The organism is Leuconostoc sp. C5, assembly GCF_056530425.1.
Genome location: NZ_CP134351.1, coordinates 64,703 through 82,938, shown reverse-complemented (window position 1 = coordinate 82,938; position 18,236 = coordinate 64,703). Strand labels below are relative to the sequence as shown.

Genomic DNA, 18,236 nt, shown 5'->3' with positions numbered 1-18,236 from the left:
TTGTGCACAGGTTTTATTATACGTAAAAGATTTCACTTGACCATCAAAAGCGCAATATCTCTGTATCCCTTTAGCTGCGCTGGTCGCAACTAGTAGTTGCATACTAAAAAGACTATTGCCTCACCAATAGTCTTTCCACGTTTCTCTCAAAAATTTAATTTATGACAAACTCAAAACATGTTTTGCAGCTTGCTGGCCCGCCTGTCGACCAAAAACAATTGTTTCGGCAATTGAATTACCACCAATGCGATTATCTCCATGTAATCCACCAGCCACCTCACCAGCAGCAAATAATCCTGGTACTGCCTCACCTATCTCATTTAAAACTTCAGTTAAACGATTAGTCTTTATTCCGCCCATTGTGTAATGAACGGCCGGTTTAATGTGAATTGCATAATAAGGCGACTTCTCAATACCACGATCCATGCCTGTCTGGCGATCAAATGCTATATCCTCAAAGGCCTTTTGATACATGTTCCAACTACTTACTGTTTTTTCCAAGTTATTAGGGTTTACACTTATTTTTTCCGCTAGCTCATATATTGTATTTCCTGAAACAGCTAACCCCATGGCAACATAAAAGTCGGCTGCTTTAAATGCCTCGCAAATGCCCTGATCAAATACCAGTGTCGCTCCATCCTGATGCAGGTCATCAATGGCCTTAGTCACCTGATCACGCGTAGCCATTTCATTAGTAAAGCGTTTGCCTAAATGATTGATCAAAATAGCACCAGCACCGCGCAATCCCTCGCCTATTAAATAAATATGATCCGTTTCCTGCTGGGCAGTTGGGTGAACTTGTACTTTGTTCATATCTACCAGTGCACCACCGGCAGTTGTTGCAAGCTTAATACCGTCACCGGTCGCACCGGGATGATTTGTCGTGCCTAACCTTAATAAATCAGGAGCATATACTGACATCATGGCACGATTCTGTGCGAACCCACCACTAGCAATCAGAACTGTTTTGGCATTAATAATCTTTTTTCCTGCTTGCGGGTGCTCAATCTCAACCCCCGAGATATGACCATCATTCTTAACTAAAGATAAGACTTTTGTCTGATTAAAGACGGGGATGCGCTTCTCCGCTAACTGCTGTTGCAGCCCCTTTACAAGATAACCGCCAATTGCAGTGGCACCGGTTGGTTGATGAGCGCGTTTTTTTGACATACCACCTGTCGATACAATCTCATTTAATTCAATATTATGATAAGACAACCATTCAATTGCAGATTCAGTATGTCTCACAAAATATGACAATAATTCCTTATTATTACTACCTTTTCCACCCTTAAGTGTCTCTTCATAAAATGATTCCTGCGAGTCAATTATCTGATACTTTAATTGTGTCATCGTTTCAACAGCATTCATACCAGTAGACGCGCGCATTGAATTACCCCCTAGGCTATTTAACTTTTCAAATATAACCACATCCAGCCCTAATTCTTGCGACTGAATGGCAGCAGTCATGCCCGTCGCGCCCGACCCAATAACTACAAAATCATATGAACTTTTCAAATTATCAATATTGGTACATGAAAAATTAAATTTGACCATATTTGCTCCCCTCATTTTATGGCAATCACTATGCTTAATAAAATATATCTTTATCTTACTATACTTCAGTCGTTTTAGAGTTAATTCAGAAACCACCGTCAGAAAAAATAGTGTTCGTTAATCACAACTGTTATGAGCAAAAAAGCTACTATCCTATAAATAATAAGATAATAGCTTTTTACCGTTAAGTCGAAGTTTAACTAAAATTATTTCTTACAAATAATCGTTTAAACTGTTCAGCTAGTACTCGATATATCACAAAGACAACAACTAATGTCGTAATGCAATTAATTATAGTAGGAAAAAGAGATGAAATAGTAGCTATTATTGCCGGTTGCAGTGTCATCCCCTTAAATAAGCTCATCACAAAATTATGCCCCGTTGTCATTACTAATTTAGCAAAAACAGCTGAAAGAATAACAAGAATTAATTTTAAATTGGTTCCATGTTGTTTATAGTTTACTAATGAAAACACATAGGCCGCAACACCACCAACAATGAAGCACTCAACAAAATAATAAGGCGCTTCCATGGCATAACCATGCATCACATCGAATAATGCTAATCCAAAGCCACCAGCCAATGCACCCCGTTTATAGCCTAATAAGAGTACTGAAAGGAGCACTGCTGAGTTGCCCAAATGTACAAATGGTTTTCCTATCAGTGCCGGCATTGGAACCTGTATACTGGTCGCTACAAATGTAATACTAGTAAATAAAGCAACTAACACAATGTCTATGACTATCCTATTTTGTTGTCTCATGACCATTTTCTCCTTGCCAAACATGGCCTACAAATTGATTGACTCTAACTGCATTTTCTATCGACTGAAATGTAAAATTTTTGGCATCAAGAACCGCCTCGTGTATCGGCATCCCCTTCACAATGTTCGCCAATATAGCTGCAGAAAAAGTACAGCCTGCACCATGATTGTAATCAGTTGCTATCAATTCTCGTTGGAATATTTCAAAAGTAGTGCCATCATACAGCATATCTGTAGCTAGATTATTATCAAACCTACTACCTGATTTAATGACAACATATTTGATGCCGTAGCTAGATAGATTTTCAGCGGCTACTTTCATTTCGGACACGTTGTTAATAGACTTCACTCCCGTTAACATCGCTGCTTCCAAAATATTGGGCGTAATAATGTCCGCTTTGGCTAATAACTTTTCTTTATAAGTCTCTAGATCAACCGTACGATCATTATCGATTGACAATTTTGTAGCCATGACGGGATCCACTAACAATGCACTAGGCTTCACGCTTTCTAGATAGCCAACCAGTGTATTGAAATTATCAACATCTGAAACCATACCAACTTTAATGCCAGCTAGATCAACCGCCACCGCTGTTTGTAATTGAGACGCAAACAGATGATTTGGCACTGTATATTGTGTCACTGCCCATGTTTGTGGTGCCATAGTCACAATATTTTCAATAGCAACCAAATTAAATATGTTGTATTTTTCGAAAGTTCTAATGTCCGCCTCTATACCACCGCCACCACTTGTATCTGACCCACCGATAGATAATATTTTATTCATAATTCTCCCATTTAAATTTTGTCAAGTTGTAATTATAAATGCTATTATACTAGTTTACTGGGTGATATCAAACAGAAAATTTTTGATACTAATTAATGTATTATAAAAAGCCACTAATTTTCAAAGACTAGTGGCCTTCTAAATATTTTTATAAGTTACTACTTAGTTCAAAAAAAATGTGCGTTGTTCATTATCCTGCACATACCACGCAGCAAATCTCCCCCATTAACTTTAGTTAACGTTTCCTGATTTAATTTTTTGAATTGTTCTAATTCCATTACTTTTAACCCCCTCAAATTATATTTGTATAACCATTATCTCTACTATTCTATAAAACTTCAATATTGTCTCATTGAACGGTCAACAACATTACGTTAATGGTTTTTGGTTTACTTAATTGACTGAGCTGATTTTAATGGTAAACGTTTATCTTTTAATGTAAAATGTAACTAGAGTTAGGGGGAACTTGTTATGTATATATTAGTAATGATTAACGTTATGTTTGGTTTTCTATTTTTATCAGGCATAAAATATATTATATTCTGTGCGATGAGTAAAACAAAGTACAGCCTACGCTATTTTGTTTTATTTGTAATAGTGATTCTAGTAACAACACACTCATTGAGTATACTGGGGCACTCTGTACAAGTATTGTACTTAGTCCTGTTGGGGGTACTTCCCAATAGACAAACTCAAAATATTCATCTCATCTGTTTTTATGGACTATACGCCATTTTAACGGTATCTGCTTTAGGAACTATACTTCAATCATTTGGCGAACTATTTTTGCCTTCGCACTTTTTTGTAGACGATGTTGTGACTCTCTATGACAGCATTGCTACACCAATACTCATAGGCATTATACAGTTTGGTGTAATCAAACTGATTGCACCGAATCTAGAAATTATACGAAAAAACCAACATTTACAGAAAAGCAATCGTTTGAAATTTATCAACTCACTATTGTCTATTAGCCTAATACTTTATTTATTGACGTACCAATTTAACAATACTTCATATAAAAATGCTGTTAATATGTTCTTTGTTATTAGTTTAATATCATTATTGGTTTATCTTAAGAATACTACCCAAAATTATTTCAACTTTCAATTAGCGCAGCAAAAGCAACAGCAATTAGATCATTTAACAACCTATACAACACAAATCGAAGATCTCTATAAAAGTATCAATGGTTTTCGTCATGATTATGCCAACCTAATTGTCAGTTTAGAAACAAGTATACAAGCCGGTGATATCAATCAGATTCGCTCTATATATGAAGATGTATTAAAAAACTCCCCGAATGTATTAAATCATGGGAATCACACCTTAGGATCATTAACAAAAATCGACATCCCCGCGATCAAAAGTATTCTATCAAATAAAATTATTTTAGCACTAGAAAAAGGTATTCATATAGAATTCGAAATTGAACAAAAATGGTCCACTTGTCACGTTGATGTTTTTGATTATATTCGTATGCTGGGTATTTTATTAGACAACGCTATTGAAGCCAGCGAAGCATGCTCAGTGGCGTTTATTAATATTGCGTTTATTACAGATAATATTAAGCAGGAGCACCGTCTCATTATTGAAAATTCCACTAACCAAGAATTTATTAATATCGGCCATATTTTTCAAGATGGCGTAACTAGTAAAGGAGCTAATCGTGGCATTGGATTGAGCAATATGCAACATATCTTAAGTAATTATGAACAAGCACACATAGAAACCGAATACAGCAATTATCGATTCCGACAGACATTGATTACACAAGGATAAATTTTATGCACATCAACATTTTAGAAGATGATATCATACAGCAACAAAAATTGCGACGCTACTTAAACGAATTAGTCCAGGAAAACAATTGGTCATGCCAACAGATTAACACTTACTCAAAGCCAGAACAATTATCACAGCACTTACTTAGTAATGGAACGCATCACATATACTTTCTCGATATTGAAATCAAAGGATCGGATAAAAAAGGGTTTCAGGTCGCTAAAGAAATTAGAAAACATGATCCATATGCTGCTATTATTTTTGTCACGACTCATTCTGAGTTCTTGCCACTTACTTTCCAATATCATATTTCTGCACTGGACTTTATAGATAAAACGCAATCATCAAGTGATTTTAAGCAGCAATTAAAAGAATGCTTAACTCATCTTGTAGAAAAAAAGCATCAAGATAAGCCTCTAGACTTATTTCACTACAATACCTCACAATGCCATTTTCAGATACCCTTCAATGATATTCTATTCTTTGAAACAATATCTGGTACACGACAAATCGCTTTAGTGAGTAAAAATAAACGTATCCAGTTCACAGGTCGATTACAAGATATCGAAGCGATGGATGATCGATTATTCCGTAGCCATCGTTCCTATCTTGTAAATATTAATAAAATTGAACAAATTGATAAAGTCAATAATGAAATTATCCTTCATAATCAACTGACTTGTCTAATTTCCCGAAGAAAAATAAAAGCATTAAGAAACCTCCTGTGACTAAAAAGTCGGGTTCACTGTTACCATCTCAGTGAACCCGACTTTTTTATTTTTTTGTGTATGATCTGCAATAGCTAGAATTAATAGTTTCCCAACAGTACATCACTAACAATAATGCAGTAACCTGAGAACTTTTGATATGTTTTCCCCTATAATAACCATATACTTTCTTGCCATCTGTCTAATTTGAATAAGTAATGTGATTGTTTTTTTACAATTGAATTATATAAAATAGTATTTTATGTAATAAAAGACAACTATATAATACTATTTACCGAAGAAGAGAAAATTTACTGTCTTTTTTTAATGGCCATACAATCAAATTAACAAAAGTTATTATTAGCAAAAAATGAGATGCTTGCTCTAAGTCTCTTGCAGAAATAATATTTAAGATACCTACATCTGTAAAAAAACGTAGTGCTGCAATGACAAAGTATAATATAAATGCTCCTAATGCTATTGCAGCGTTCGTATCATCTGTCATGATTATTATTTAGCCAAATCCTTTCCAAATTGATATCCTTTGTCATATCCCCACACAAAGGCACCACCAACTGCAGCGCAATACCACTTAACAGTACTCGGACTAACAGGAATAATTCCACCATGAATATTTTTCATTTCTTCTGTTGATAAATTAGCAAATGTATTCAATTCTTTCATTTTCTTATTCTCCTCACTTTTTATTAGCAATGTACCCAGCCGTCGCTCCGATAGCGAAGCCGGCAACTCCAGCACCGCCAACTCCTCCAGCGATCCATAAACCAGCTACAATCAGAGGAGCTATTCCTCCTGAATCCAGTAATTCTTCAGAATTCAACTCTTTAAAGTTACTTAATCCCAGATAGTTATCCATGACTCTTCTCCTAGTCCCATATTTTTTTATCGTTGCGCAACGAATAATTCGAGTATACAAAAATTTATTAACAATATATACATAAGTGAGGTCAGTGGCTATTTTAGGGTAGTAAAAGGTCCATTTGGTCCATCTACAGAGTATTAACAACCATTCATGATACATTCAAAAGCAATTTATAGCTAATCTTTGAGTGACTATTTGAATAATTGCTCAATACCAATTTTACTGCAAAAAAAAAGCATGGATTTCTCCATGCCATAAAAATCTACTTAAGAGTTTCGCAAACATCTTAATCCTTGATGTAAGATATATGAATTTAAAATTTATTACAAACTATTTCCTTCAACGACAATATGCCACCACTTATTCCTGTCCATACAACAATTTTCCATAATGATTTTTTTCTCAAATATCCGGACAAACTGTTTTCGAATGCACCTAATAATTTATTGGGTATTAAAAACAACACAAACTGGAGAAGCATCAACAAAACAAACATATTATTCATAGCATGATATGATAAAGCTCCAAAACGATGTTGATCACTTAACCCTATTAATATTACCAATAAACATAAAGCGATAAATATTAGACACTGTAAAAGCAACAGTAGATATTTCATCGACGTAAGCCAGCTTGAGCTCTGTCTTTTCCTGCCGCATATCCAGCCTGGTATATTCCAAGTGCTAATGTTGGCACACCCAAAACTACAGCTACTGGGACTACTCCCCCATTTACATTTACCAATTCCTTGTTGCTTAATTCTTTAAATAATGCCATACGTAATACCCTCCTTAATAAATATAATCCTATTTTTTATTGTTTCGATATCCTTGGTCCATACCGAATTGATATATTGAATAGACACCAACACCCACTGCCCCTCCAAGTACAAAGGAAATAGCAAAACCTTGTGGTGACCAACCACCATTAATGCTTTCTAATTCCATGTCATTTAATTCCTTAACCGCTGTACTGTTGATCATACTTCTCCCTATTATTTTGGTATTTAACCGCTGCGCAGCGATAGAACTAAACATACACTAACTTGTTGTGTTTCTATAGATGAATGGAACGAGTAGTCATGTTGAAATGTTAAACGGTTAAAAGCCTACCATTCAGCACAAAATAACAACCAGAAGCAATGATAATGGTGATGCTTTTCTAGTTTACGAAATGAGCAATAAAAGGATAGGATAATTTTTATCAAATAAACCCAAGCCCTCTTGAATAAGCATCGTTTTCAAATTTTAAAACATTGACAGTCTTAACGATACCCATATACTTAACCAAAACCCTAGCTAGGGCATCTACACCACAATCATGTTCGTCTATTTGTAGAATATAATTTAATTTATTTCCAAAAAAAGAACTTACATCGCAGTTATTCACAACATAAGCTCATTCTAATTTTCAGGTCCAACTAAAGTATAAAGCAAGCAATGAAAAAATGTATAATATATAAAAATTTTTGATACTATCAATGATGTTAGTATATATAAGCAATGCAGTAACACTAAGTAAAATAACAAATATCAAACTAAAAATCTTTAAAACACTTTTGCTTGTTATAGTCATAATTTATTTACCTTACTTTTTCTTTGTGAGCGCGTATCCAATAGTATATCCAGCCGCAAAAGCACCACCCATACCAGCAGCCACCTTCAGGACTACAGCGCCACCCACTATTATTGGCACCACGCCACCAACAACTTCAGAAAGTTCTGAGTGATCCAAATTTTTAAAACTATCCATTTTTCTTTGCTTTATATCCAACATATGCTCCTACTCCCGCTGCTCCCGCTAATAAACCACCTGTTATAACCGCTCCCTTGGTAATAACTACCCCACCGATGATGAGTGGGAAGATACCACCTTCAATTTGTTCAAGCTGCCCGTTATCAATAGCTTCAAATTCAGACAAACTAGTCAATGATTGTGAGTTCATAAACTCTCCTTTAAATAAACTATTCCATGTGAAATGTTAAACATGATAATAATAAAATAGACAATACTTTTAATTTATAAATGAAAAATTCTTTATGGTTGATTTTAGTCAATTACCCCTGAAAAATCCACAAAATTTTTGTTCAATTGTTTGGTTTAATTTTACAAGCTACGACTCCCTATACATAAGACACACAAGATTACTAAAAAGAATGAAGCTATTACAATAAATTAACACTCTTTAAACTTACAAATAAAACCACTTAAAAGGAAATCAAATATCCAAAATATGACTGCTGCTATAATAGCAGTTAATAAAGATGTTTTTTCTCCCATTATGGTTACAGGTATTAAAAAAAATCCAAACATAATTGCACCGCAATCCATTAATAAATTTTCTTGTGTATGTGTTTACATATAAAAACGAACAATTTCATTTTAAAAGTACTCCGAACTTATTTCACATTGTAACAATAGCCTCTTTCTATCGTTGCGCAACGAATACATTAAATATACAACAAAGAATGAATAATGAATACATCATACACTAAATGATCATTTGATTACATTGAATGGTTAAAAGTCCACCATTCAACACAAAATAACAACCAATTATGATCAATTAATAACAAAATGCCATTCTCACTATAAAATAAACTTTTAAAGCTATTTTATAGGAGCGCATAAGCATGAGAAAGTTTCATTATATATCACAACTTGAAGAAAAAGATTGTGGCGTAGCAGCACTAGCTATGATTTTAAAGCGACACGGCTCAGATGTTTCATTAGCTAACATTCGTGAACGCTGTCAAACATCCCTATCGGGTACAACGGCGCTAGGCTTAGTGAAGGCCGCTGAATCATTCAATATGGATGTCCGTCCTATTCAAGCTGACCTTACCTTATTCAACATGAAAGATTTGCCTCTGCCGTTCATCGCTCATGTTGAGAAAAAAGGTCAATATTTGCATTATTATGTAGTGTACGGATTCACTAAAAACAAAGTTATCATTGCAGATCCAGATCCAACAGTTGCTAAAACCGCAATGACGTTACAAGAATTCTCTAAAGAGTGGACTGGTGTAGCATTGTTCATGTCGCCTTCACCCAGATATAAACCTTTTAAAGAAAATAAAAACAGTATCCTATCCTTTCTGCCAATTATTAGTCGACAAAAAGGATTAATTGCTAATATTGTCGTCGCTTCTTTGCTAGTCACTTTAATTAGTATCGCTGGCTCTTATTATATGCAACTAGTGATTGATGCTTATATTCCTAGTGCTATGTCTAACACATTAACCGTTGTTTCATTAGGACTCATTGCCACCTATGTGTTACAACAGCTACTTAGTTTTGCTCGCACCTATCTGTTAACTATTATGGGACAACGATTATCGATTGAAGTCATACTATCATACATACGGCACTTGTTCGAATTACCTGTTAATTTCTTTGCCACACGTCGAACAGGTGAAATTGTCACGCGTTTTAATGACGCCAACACCATTATTGATGCCATGGCAAATACAATTCTCTCACTTTTTTTAGATTTAGGTATCACGATAATTGTTGGCAGCGTCTTAGCAATTCAAAATACAAAACTTTTTCTGCTATCTCTAATCTCTTTTCCTATCTACTTCTTGATTGTCTATTGTTTCATGAAGCCATTTGAACGATTGAATCAAGAACAGATGGCAAGTAATGCAACGCTGAGCTCATCTATTATTGAAGACATCAATGGTATTGAAACCATAAAATCTTTGACAAGCGAGAAGACGAGCTACCAAAAAATTGATCGTGAATTTGTCGATTATTTAAAAAAATCCTTTGCCCATCAAAAAAGCGAAGCCATTCAAAATAGTATTAAACAAGCAACTCAACTCATTATCAATGTGCTCGTTTTATGGTTGGGTGCCAAGCTAGTGATTAGTAATCAAATTAGTGTCGGTCAGTTAGTTACCTATAATGCATTACTAGGCTACTTTACTGAGCCTTTCCAAAATATTATTAACTTGCAGGCGAAATTACAAACGGCAACGGTTGCTAACCGACGATTAAACGAAGTCTATCTTGTAAAATCAGAGTTTAAAAAATCAGAATCACAAGAGCTTCATCATAACAACCCTCATAACATTATAGTTGACGACGTCAGCTATCAATATGGTTATCAAAAGAACATATTACACCACTTTTCAATTAAGATCCCCTTTGGTGAAAAAATTGCTCTGGTCGGTGTTAGCGGTTCCGGTAAGTCAACATTAGCCAAACTACTTGTTCATTTTATATCTCCTAGTGCTGGCAACATTTTTATTGGTGAACAAAACATTAAACACGTTCAACGACAAAATTTAAGGCAACATATTCTTTATCTACCACAAAACCCATACATATTTACTGGAAGCATATTAGATAATTTAACACTAGGTGCTCGTGAAAACACAACACAAGAAGACATCCTACATGCTGTTGAGCTTGCTGACATTAAAGATGACATCGAAAATATGCCACAAAGTTATCAAACCGAAATTTCAGAGGAAGGCGGCATGTCTGGAGGCCAAAAGCAGCGTATCGCTTTAGCTAGAGCCCTCCTTAGTAATTCTCAAATACTTATTTTGGATGAATCAACCAGTAATCTTGATGTCGCAACTGAAAAAAAGATTATTGATAATTTATTATCGCTTAAAAATAAAACAATCATTTTTATTGCACATCGCCTGACTATTGCTGAAAAAGTCCAACGCGTTATTCTGCTTGAAAAAGGGATCATCAGTGAAGATGGTAGCCATGCTGAACTTATACATAAAAAATCAAAATACTATCATCTTGTAAAGCATTAATAATGGGAGGTACAACTATGTTCAACGAGAGGCTTTTAGAAAGCTCAGAATTTTATACTAAAAGATATCAAAATTTCACAACACTCATCATTTTTCCAACACTTATTCTTTTGGTCTTGCTTATTTTGCTTGCTTGCCTTACTCATAAAGAAACTGTTATTAAAAGCACTGGAGAGATAGCACCAATCAAAATACTTAGAACGATACAATCAACAAGTAATAATCCCATCATTAAAAATGAATTACTTACAAAAAAGGAAATCACTGCTGGAGATATTCTGATTCAGTATCAAAATACTGAATCAGATACCAATTTACAATTACAAAAATCATCGCTTAAAAATCTGCAAGAACATGTACAAGCACTAATAATCTATAAAGACAGCATAAAACAGAATCAAAATTTATTTACTGATGACGATAACTTTGGTTGTTCCACTTCATACCAAAGTTATCTTTCTCAACGTCGCAGTCTGTCTACAGACCATCAGCAACAAGTCAATGACCAAGATCGCGTCAAACAGCAAAAAATAATTATATCAGAAGCTATAAATAAGAAAAATTCAGAGCTTAGCCAGTATCAAGACCTGATTAATGCCATAATAAAAAACACAAGCTTATCACCTAAAAATGCCTACTACAGCACCTTCTTAGACTACCAACATCAAACAAAAGAGTTGCCCATTTCACAGGTAGATAAACTAAAAAAAGAAACTGTAACTAGTATTCAACAACAAATTGATTCAATAAATGACGCGTTAACTAGCTATAAGACACAATATGCCGGTTTTTCTTCCACAAATTTAGCAGAAGATGCGCTCACAAACAAGCTCAACGAACTAAAATCACAACAACTAGCCTCTATTACGAAAGAATTAGAAACGCTTAATCAAGAAATTGAACAGACCAAAATACAACACGCTGCAACAGAAACAAGTGGCAAAAATACTATCATCGCTACTGAATCCGGCACGGTCAATTTATTAATCAACAAAACAAAATTAACTAGCATTCCTCAAGGAACTAATATTGCACAAATATATCCAAATCTCAAAAAAACTCCTGACTTAAAAGTTAGTTTTTATATCTCTGCAAATGAAATTTCAGAGATAGTGGAAAATCAATCAATACGTTATCATTTAACAGAAAAAAATAGCAAACACATGGTGATACCAGGCAATATTACAAGTATTCCTGCTAATCCTATTACAACAAAAACCGGTAATTTTTATCAGGTCAGTGCAATATTAAACTTACGTCCAAAAGACTATCAAAATATTCATTATGGACAAACTGGAACAGTTAGTATCATCACGGGGAAAAGCACTTGGATTTCGCACATTAAAAACACGTTGATTCATCAATAGCGTGCACAACCTAAAAAAAACGTATCACCCTTGAGTAAAAAAGGTGGTACGTTTTTTTTTGATTCCCATACGCATGGTTGAAGGAATAGGACACGAGCACAAGCGTGACATGATGAGCCCCAATATCAATTGTTCTTCATCATCACAGACCACCACAATTGAAAAACACAGCCCCCTTGCTGTGTTTTTCAATTGTGGACCTATACTACTCCAAAAATTTTTTATAGTGCAACAAATTTTCCGAAGCTGATCAATGTAAAATTGTGATCTAACATACTAGCTTTTTCGAAAATTGTCCATCTCCATTAATTTTGAAGATAGAACTACACATGCAAAGGTAATGAACTTGAATAAATAACGATTCCATTTCATATCCTTCTCCCCATTAACTCACTTCAATAACAAGAACACTTTATGATTCAAATTAAGTGTCCCAAGTATGTAGACTGAATCACCATAAAAAACAGTTCTATGGCGCATGCACATTATCACCTGAAATGACTTTTTTCAAAATCACTTCATACAATTCCCCAATTATAAACAATAATTAGCACGATTAAGATCAATCTAAATTTCAAAACATAAACAAACGCATCAGATAGTTTTGATGATTATCCCTTCTGATGTAATTTGATGTTTTTCACCCTCCCTTTTAAATTTGTTGTATTTTAATCTATATAACAATAACTATATACACTTGATTTAGTTTTTCTACTTCAATAACATAAACGGTTGTAAAAATGCACTAAACGGTTAAAAATATGCGCCCAATCAAAAAAAGCATCATAACATACGATGCCTTTTCACATATTGAACAGCTATTTACTTTTTTGTGACTTTTTAGCCTTGATTTCTTTTAATAATTTCAAAGCACGGTCTCTTGTCTTCGCGTTCGGACTCTTTAATCGTCGGTATGCACTGCTTAAATCATTTTTTTCTGCCATTATTATTTTTTCCTTTTCAATAAATAGTAACAATTACTTTTAATTATAGTAATTATTACTATTTAAGTCAATAGAATAATAACATCCAATTCATTAATCCACAATATGATAGTTCCTAATACGTAGTTATCTTACTCAAGTATGGTGCCAAAATTTCTTCTGCTGTTTTTAAATTATACTTCTTATTATCAAGCTGTACTATTTTACCATTTTCATCAAAAAATATGCCTGACATTTTCTCTAAAGTAGCATTAAGCGCCAAATATGCTCCTACCGATACTTCTGTGTTATCTATTTTTTTGGTATATCTCATCAAATTGCCATTCACTTGTCCGAGGTAAAAGCTATTGACTGTGCTATTGCAATCTCGCAACATTTGATTTAATAAGATCATTAGGAGCGTTTTGTGCGTGATTACCCACGCTGCTCTAGAAAATGCGCTACTTTGTATTTCACAAATCGGTACAAGATTTACTGCTTGTGGGTGTCCTGTGATAATCAACACCCTACTGTTTGCTAATAAGCCACGTAATCTAGTCGTTAAATAATAATGTGGTAATAAATTCACATAGATATTTTCACTCGCATTGCGTGGGAGAACACCTGCACTATGAATTAGCACGTCAATATGTGAAAATGACCTTTTAATTTCATCAATCACACCCTCACGTTCAGCTTCGTCGGATAGGTCTCCGATAGCTACTTTAACATTATTTCCTAGCTTCTTCTGAGCTATATGGGCTTTATATTCATGACGACCAACAATAATTATATTGTGTCCTTCTTTTGCTATTTCTTTGGCAATGGAAAATCCCACGCCAGAAGTACCACCCGTTATAACGATATTTTTCATCAACATTCTCCTTAGAGTGATCTTTTCTGTAGGATGCCGGAGCCTAAACACAACCTCCTAATGAACAAAAACATGATACGCGGTGTTAATAATTTTGGGACGATATCCTTGATACTGGGCTAATTCCTTAGCAATTCGTAAGTGAATACGTTGAGTTAAGAAAGGTTCTGCCAATAATGCCAAATAAGTATCGAAAGACCAAATGCCATCTAGGTTATCAAAATAATTCTCAACTTCACTTGGCAAACCACGATTAGAATTGAGCAACGTCTGCAAAATTAATTTTAAAATTTCTTCTTGTCTTATTAAAAAATCACGGCTACATATTTCATCTAAAATTTGTTTTAACACGATGTGATCATTTTGAAATTGATAAGCTTTTTCGCACAATTCATTCATTAAAAATTCGTCAAATAGTCTCGCATGACATAAGTCATCTAAGGTTAAGGACATAGCACTAAATATCTTAATCATGCTGCTTAACTGAATGTCTGTCTGCCCTCTTTCAAATTTAGAAATCATACTACGCGACAACCCTGTCGCTCGGACTAAATCATTGACAGAAACGCCACGTGCTTCACGCATGCCACGAATTAACCGACCTAAATTATTGACTTCTGAAAAAGTATTGACTAAATCATTCATATAACTCCCTTTTAGTTAATATGTTTACGTTGACAATAAACATAATATTTTTATCTTTATTATATCCATAAATATTGCTTATTCTTTCAGTTTTTCTTATGAGAAAAACTTTTTAGGCATTCTACACTGTTTTAAAAGGACACATACTGATACGTTTTTATTTTGAAAAAACTATTGACAACTCATCAAATTCTTAGTATTCTTATTTCATAAACAACTCGGAGATAATTATGCAAAACTTAGCAGTTCAACTCAATAACGCCTGGTGGCGTCGGTAGAATCAGCTTTTCGGTAACGGATAAAGCTGATGTTTAAAACATTTGTTTTATCCATACCGACTATTTTTTGCAACAATCGGGTCTGTATGGGAATATGCCATGCAGACTTTTCTTTTGACCTTGGAAAGCCCTGCGTGGCGAGCCAAGGTCATTTTAGTTTAGAAGAGCAGAGAGATTTGGAGAATATCATGAACAAACGACTTTTGTCGGCAATTACAATTATTGTTGCATTTCTAGCCGTAGCATTTATTGTTACTAGCAAACCAAACACACAAGAAAAAAAATCAACTTACGTGCCAACTGTTGGCATTTTACAACTAGTTACGCACCCTGCCCTAGATCAAATTCATCATGGTATTGTTGCGGGACTAAAATCTCAAGGTTACTCAGGTAAAAAGATTAAGATTGACTATCAAAATGCTCAGGCTGACCAATCAAATCTCAAAACAATGTCACAAAAATTTGCCAATGAGAATGCTGATTTAACAATCGGCATTGCCACACCAGCTGCCCTATCCTTAGCCAAAACAGCTGATGGCAATAATCCGGTTATCCTAGCCGGAATTACTGACCCCGCGGGGTCTGGATTAGTCAAAACAACGCAACGCCCGGGAAATAATGTGACCGGTGTTTCTGGTGACTCTCCTTTGCAGCAACATTTAGATGTGGTTCAACAAGTCGTTCCCAAAGCTAAAACATTAGGTATTATTTACACAACATCAGATCATGGTGGTGAATATAATGCTAAAAACATGGAAAAACTGGCTAAAAAAGCTGGCTACACTGTTAAAATGTACACTATTTCAACAACTAACGATATGCAACAAGTTGCCGAAACAATGGCCAGCCAAGTTGATGTTGTCTATGCACCACAAGATAACGGCGTTGCAAGTGCTATGAAAACACTCATTAACGTCACCAACCAAGAAAAAATTCCAGTTATCCCTGCCGTGGATACCATGGTGAAGGATGGTGGCGTCGCCACTGTATCCGTTAGCCAGTATGATATAGGTTATCAAGCCGGTGTCATGGCCGGACAAGTCTTAAAGGGTAAGAACACCGCAACCTACCCTGTCAAAACCATTACAAAGGGCGAGATGACCATCAACTTAAAGCAAGCCAAACTGCTAGGTATCAATTTGCCAGCAAGCATGGTTAAGGAAGCTGAAACTAAAGGAGAAGTCTTCAAATGAGTATGATTGTATCTAGTATTGGGCAAGGTCTCTTATGGGCCGTGCTCGGTGTCGCGTTGTTTCTCACATTTCGAATTTTAAACTTTCCTGATATGACCGTTGAAGGCTCTTTCCCTTTAGGTGCGTCAACAGCAGTAGCGATGATTGCTCACGGAATTGACCCATTTATCGCGACCATTGCCGCTTTCTTAGTCGGCACAATTGCTGGGTTAATTACTGGGTTACTTTATACCAAAGGAAAAATTCCTATTCTTTTATCTGGTATCTTAGTCATGACGGCAACATTATCTATTAATCTCCGTATTATGGGTTCAGCAAATATCTCATTGCTAAATCAAAAGTCGATTTTCTCTATCAAAATATTGCAGCACTTACCAAAATATTTTGACTCTGTTTTCTTAGGATTGGTTATTATTGCTGTCATCACAGCAGGATTAATTTTTTTCTTGCAAACCGAATTAGGACAAGCCTTTATTGCTACCGGTGACAACCCTAACATGGCACAATCAATTGGGATTCAAACGGACCGCATGACAATCATGGGACTAATGTTGTCCAATGGTCTTATCGCCTTCGGAGGCGCTGTTATCGCACAAAATAATGGTTATGCTGACATCAACATGGGTATTGGCATTATCGTTATTGCTTTAGCTTCAATTATTATCGGCGAAGTTGTTTTCGGTGAATTAACATTAAATGAGCGTTTAGTTGCCGTTATTGTCGGTTCTATTCTATACCGTTTAGTCTTATTAGCTGTCCTACGACTTGGTTTTTCTACTAACGACATCAACCTTATTTCAGCTATCGTCTTAGCTGCTGCTATGATTTTGCCGCAACTGCGTCATGCGCTGAATCTCGATAAAATAATTAAGAAAGGTGTTACACCACATGAGTAAACCAGTTTTCTCTCTTAAAGACGTCATTGTCACAGTTGGGGATAGTATTCAAATACTAAAGTCAATTAATTTCGATATTTACGACGGAGATTTCATCACGGTTTTGGGCACTAACGGTGCTGGTAAGTCAACACTATTTAACACTATTGCAGGTAACCTATCAGTAGCATCTGGTAAAATCTTGCATAACGGTAATAATATTGCTCATGAAACAGCCGTTAAGCGTACAAATTACATTGCTCGTGTCTTTCAAGATCCTAAAATGGGTACTGCGCCTAGAATGACGGTCGCTGAAAATCTACTTCTTGCTGAAAAGCGAGGTAGCAAGCGTACATTACGAAGTCGTGGATTAACACAAAAAAAATTGACTGAATATGCTGCATTAACCAAGGTCATGGGCAACAATTTAGACCGTCGTCTCAATACAGCAACCGGTGATTTGTCCGGTGGTCAGCGTCAAGCACTAAGTTTTCTAATGGCTACACGTGTTAAACCAGAGCTACTTTTGTTAGATGAACATACTGCTGCACTTGATCCCAAGACATCTGAGCAGCTGATGCTTGCAACAAATGAGCAAGTTACTGCAAATAATCTGACTGCCCTAATGATTACACACAATTTAGCCGATGCGTTGAAATATGGTAACAGGTTAATTATTTTAAATGCCGGTAATATTGTACTTGATGTGCGCGATGACGAAAAAAAAGCACTTGATGAGACGCAAATTTTAAAATACTTTGTCAGTTAATTTTTAACCTACCAAAACAGCAGTGACACTGAGACAGTACCACTGCTGT

At 35.3% G+C, this 18,236-nt stretch carries 20 protein-coding genes; 7 read left to right on the top strand and 13 right to left on the bottom strand.

Annotation, left to right across the window (positions count from 1 at the left end):
- Window positions 1–159 precede the first annotated feature (159 nt).
- The 3 genes from RHP56_RS00475 to RHP56_RS00465 form a co-directional block, all read right to left on the bottom strand.
- On the bottom strand, window positions 160–1,557 hold the full coding sequence (locus RHP56_RS00475; protein WP_102753745.1) for a flavocytochrome c: 1,398 nt from the start codon (window positions 1,555–1,557) through the stop codon (window positions 160–162).
- A 196-nt stretch (window positions 1,558–1,753) separates the two neighbouring features.
- The gene (locus tag RHP56_RS00470) at window positions 1,754–2,320 is read right to left on the bottom strand and encodes an ECF transporter S component (protein ID WP_011679072.1); all 567 of its coding nucleotides are present in this window, start codon (window positions 2,318–2,320) and stop codon (window positions 1,754–1,756) included.
- The gene (locus tag RHP56_RS00465; protein ID WP_102753837.1) at window positions 2,304–3,107 is read right to left on the bottom strand and encodes a hydroxymethylpyrimidine/phosphomethylpyrimidine kinase; all 804 of its coding nucleotides are present in this window, start codon (window positions 3,105–3,107) and stop codon (window positions 2,304–2,306) included. Before RHP56_RS00465 ends, RHP56_RS00470 begins: the two co-directional genes overlap by 17 nt.
- A 471-nt stretch (window positions 3,108–3,578) precedes the next feature.
- Here RHP56_RS00465 and RHP56_RS00460 point away from each other — a divergent pair, with 471 nt between their 5' ends.
- Both RHP56_RS00460 and RHP56_RS00455 read left to right on the top strand, forming a co-directional pair.
- Window positions 3,579–4,889, top strand: coding sequence for a sensor histidine kinase (locus RHP56_RS00460; RefSeq protein WP_061514751.1), 1,311 nt, complete (start codon window positions 3,579–3,581; stop codon window positions 4,887–4,889).
- A gap of 5 nt (window positions 4,890–4,894) precedes the next feature.
- Window positions 4,895–5,620 (top strand): response regulator transcription factor, encoded by a 726-nt coding sequence (locus tag RHP56_RS00455; protein ID WP_011679068.1) that lies wholly within the window; start codon window positions 4,895–4,897, stop codon window positions 5,618–5,620.
- A 271-nt stretch (window positions 5,621–5,891) separates the two neighbouring features.
- Here the strand turns inward: RHP56_RS00455 and RHP56_RS00450 are convergent, their stop codons facing one another.
- The 7 genes from RHP56_RS00450 to RHP56_RS00420 all read right to left on the bottom strand — a co-directional run bounded on the left by RHP56_RS00450 (window position 5,892) and on the right by RHP56_RS00420 (window position 8,427).
- Window positions 5,892–6,104 carry a hypothetical protein gene (locus RHP56_RS00450; protein ID WP_011679067.1) on the bottom strand — a complete coding sequence of 71 codons (213 nt, stop codon included), beginning with the start codon at window positions 6,102–6,104 and terminating at the stop codon, window positions 5,892–5,894.
- Between the two features lie 5 nt (window positions 6,105–6,109).
- On the bottom strand, window positions 6,110–6,283 hold the full coding sequence (locus RHP56_RS00445; RefSeq protein ID WP_072612884.1) for a class IIb bacteriocin, lactobin A/cerein 7B family: 174 nt from the start codon (window positions 6,281–6,283) through the stop codon (window positions 6,110–6,112).
- A 13-nt stretch (window positions 6,284–6,296) separates the two neighbouring features.
- Window positions 6,297–6,476, bottom strand: coding sequence for a class IIb bacteriocin, lactobin A/cerein 7B family (locus tag RHP56_RS00440; protein WP_036089377.1), 180 nt, complete (start codon window positions 6,474–6,476; stop codon window positions 6,297–6,299).
- Between the two features lie 621 nt (window positions 6,477–7,097).
- On the bottom strand, window positions 7,098–7,259 hold the full coding sequence (locus tag RHP56_RS00435; protein WP_010287029.1) for a class IIb bacteriocin, lactobin A/cerein 7B family: 162 nt from the start codon (window positions 7,257–7,259) through the stop codon (window positions 7,098–7,100).
- A gap of 29 nt (window positions 7,260–7,288) precedes the next feature.
- The gene (locus RHP56_RS00430; protein WP_096638841.1) at window positions 7,289–7,465 is read right to left on the bottom strand and encodes a class IIb bacteriocin, lactobin A/cerein 7B family; all 177 of its coding nucleotides are present in this window, start codon (window positions 7,463–7,465) and stop codon (window positions 7,289–7,291) included.
- Between the two features lie 604 nt (window positions 7,466–8,069).
- Entirely contained in the window at window positions 8,070–8,234 is a 165-nt protein-coding gene (locus RHP56_RS00425) for a class IIb bacteriocin, lactobin A/cerein 7B family (protein ID WP_096638839.1), read from the bottom strand.
- A complete protein-coding gene (locus tag RHP56_RS00420; protein WP_036089375.1) occupies window positions 8,227–8,427 on the bottom strand; it encodes a ComC/BlpC family leader-containing pheromone/bacteriocin in 201 nt (66 codons plus the stop codon). Before RHP56_RS00420 ends, RHP56_RS00425 begins: the two co-directional genes overlap by 8 nt.
- Before the next feature lie 688 nt (window positions 8,428–9,115).
- Between RHP56_RS00420 and RHP56_RS00415 the strand changes: the two genes are divergently transcribed.
- Both RHP56_RS00415 and RHP56_RS00410 read left to right on the top strand, forming a co-directional pair.
- Window positions 9,116–11,263 (top strand): peptide cleavage/export ABC transporter, encoded by a 2,148-nt coding sequence (locus tag RHP56_RS00415; RefSeq protein WP_096638837.1) that lies wholly within the window; start codon window positions 9,116–9,118, stop codon window positions 11,261–11,263.
- A gap of 17 nt (window positions 11,264–11,280) precedes the next feature.
- On the top strand, window positions 11,281–12,630 hold the full coding sequence (locus RHP56_RS00410; protein WP_014324155.1) for a bacteriocin secretion accessory protein: 1,350 nt from the start codon (window positions 11,281–11,283) through the stop codon (window positions 12,628–12,630).
- An 818-nt stretch (window positions 12,631–13,448) separates the two neighbouring features.
- Here RHP56_RS00410 and RHP56_RS00405 read toward each other — a convergent pair.
- The 3 genes from RHP56_RS00405 to RHP56_RS00395 all read right to left on the bottom strand — a co-directional run bounded on the left by RHP56_RS00405 (window position 13,449) and on the right by RHP56_RS00395 (window position 15,072).
- Window positions 13,449–13,574, bottom strand: a complete 126-nt coding sequence (locus tag RHP56_RS00405) for a putative metal homeostasis protein (RefSeq protein ID WP_011679061.1) — start codon at window positions 13,572–13,574, stop codon at window positions 13,449–13,451.
- 115 nt (window positions 13,575–13,689) lie between these two features.
- Window positions 13,690–14,427: an SDR family NAD(P)-dependent oxidoreductase gene (locus RHP56_RS00400; protein ID WP_102753319.1), complete on the bottom strand. Its 738-nt coding sequence runs from the start codon at window positions 14,425–14,427 to the stop codon at window positions 13,690–13,692.
- A gap of 57 nt (window positions 14,428–14,484) precedes the next feature.
- Window positions 14,485–15,072, bottom strand: coding sequence for a helix-turn-helix domain-containing protein (locus tag RHP56_RS00395; RefSeq protein WP_002815470.1), 588 nt, complete (start codon window positions 15,070–15,072; stop codon window positions 14,485–14,487).
- A 466-nt stretch (window positions 15,073–15,538) separates the two neighbouring features.
- Between RHP56_RS00395 and trpX the strand changes: the two genes are divergently transcribed.
- Genes trpX through RHP56_RS00380 form a run of 3 tightly spaced genes read left to right on the top strand, consistent with a single transcriptional unit; the run spans window position 15,539 to window position 18,187 of the window.
- The gene (gene trpX / locus RHP56_RS00390; protein ID WP_011679060.1) at window positions 15,539–16,543 is read left to right on the top strand and encodes a tryptophan ABC transporter substrate-binding protein; all 1,005 of its coding nucleotides are present in this window, start codon (window positions 15,539–15,541) and stop codon (window positions 16,541–16,543) included.
- The gene (locus RHP56_RS00385) at window positions 16,540–17,439 is read left to right on the top strand and encodes an ABC transporter permease (RefSeq protein WP_036089366.1); all 900 of its coding nucleotides are present in this window, start codon (window positions 16,540–16,542) and stop codon (window positions 17,437–17,439) included. The genes trpX and RHP56_RS00385 overlap by 4 nt, the downstream gene beginning before the upstream one ends.
- Window positions 17,432–18,187, top strand: coding sequence for an ABC transporter ATP-binding protein (locus RHP56_RS00380; protein WP_102753320.1), 756 nt, complete (start codon window positions 17,432–17,434; stop codon window positions 18,185–18,187). Before RHP56_RS00385 ends, RHP56_RS00380 begins: the two co-directional genes overlap by 8 nt.
- The last annotated feature ends 49 nt before the right edge of the window (window positions 18,188–18,236 follow it).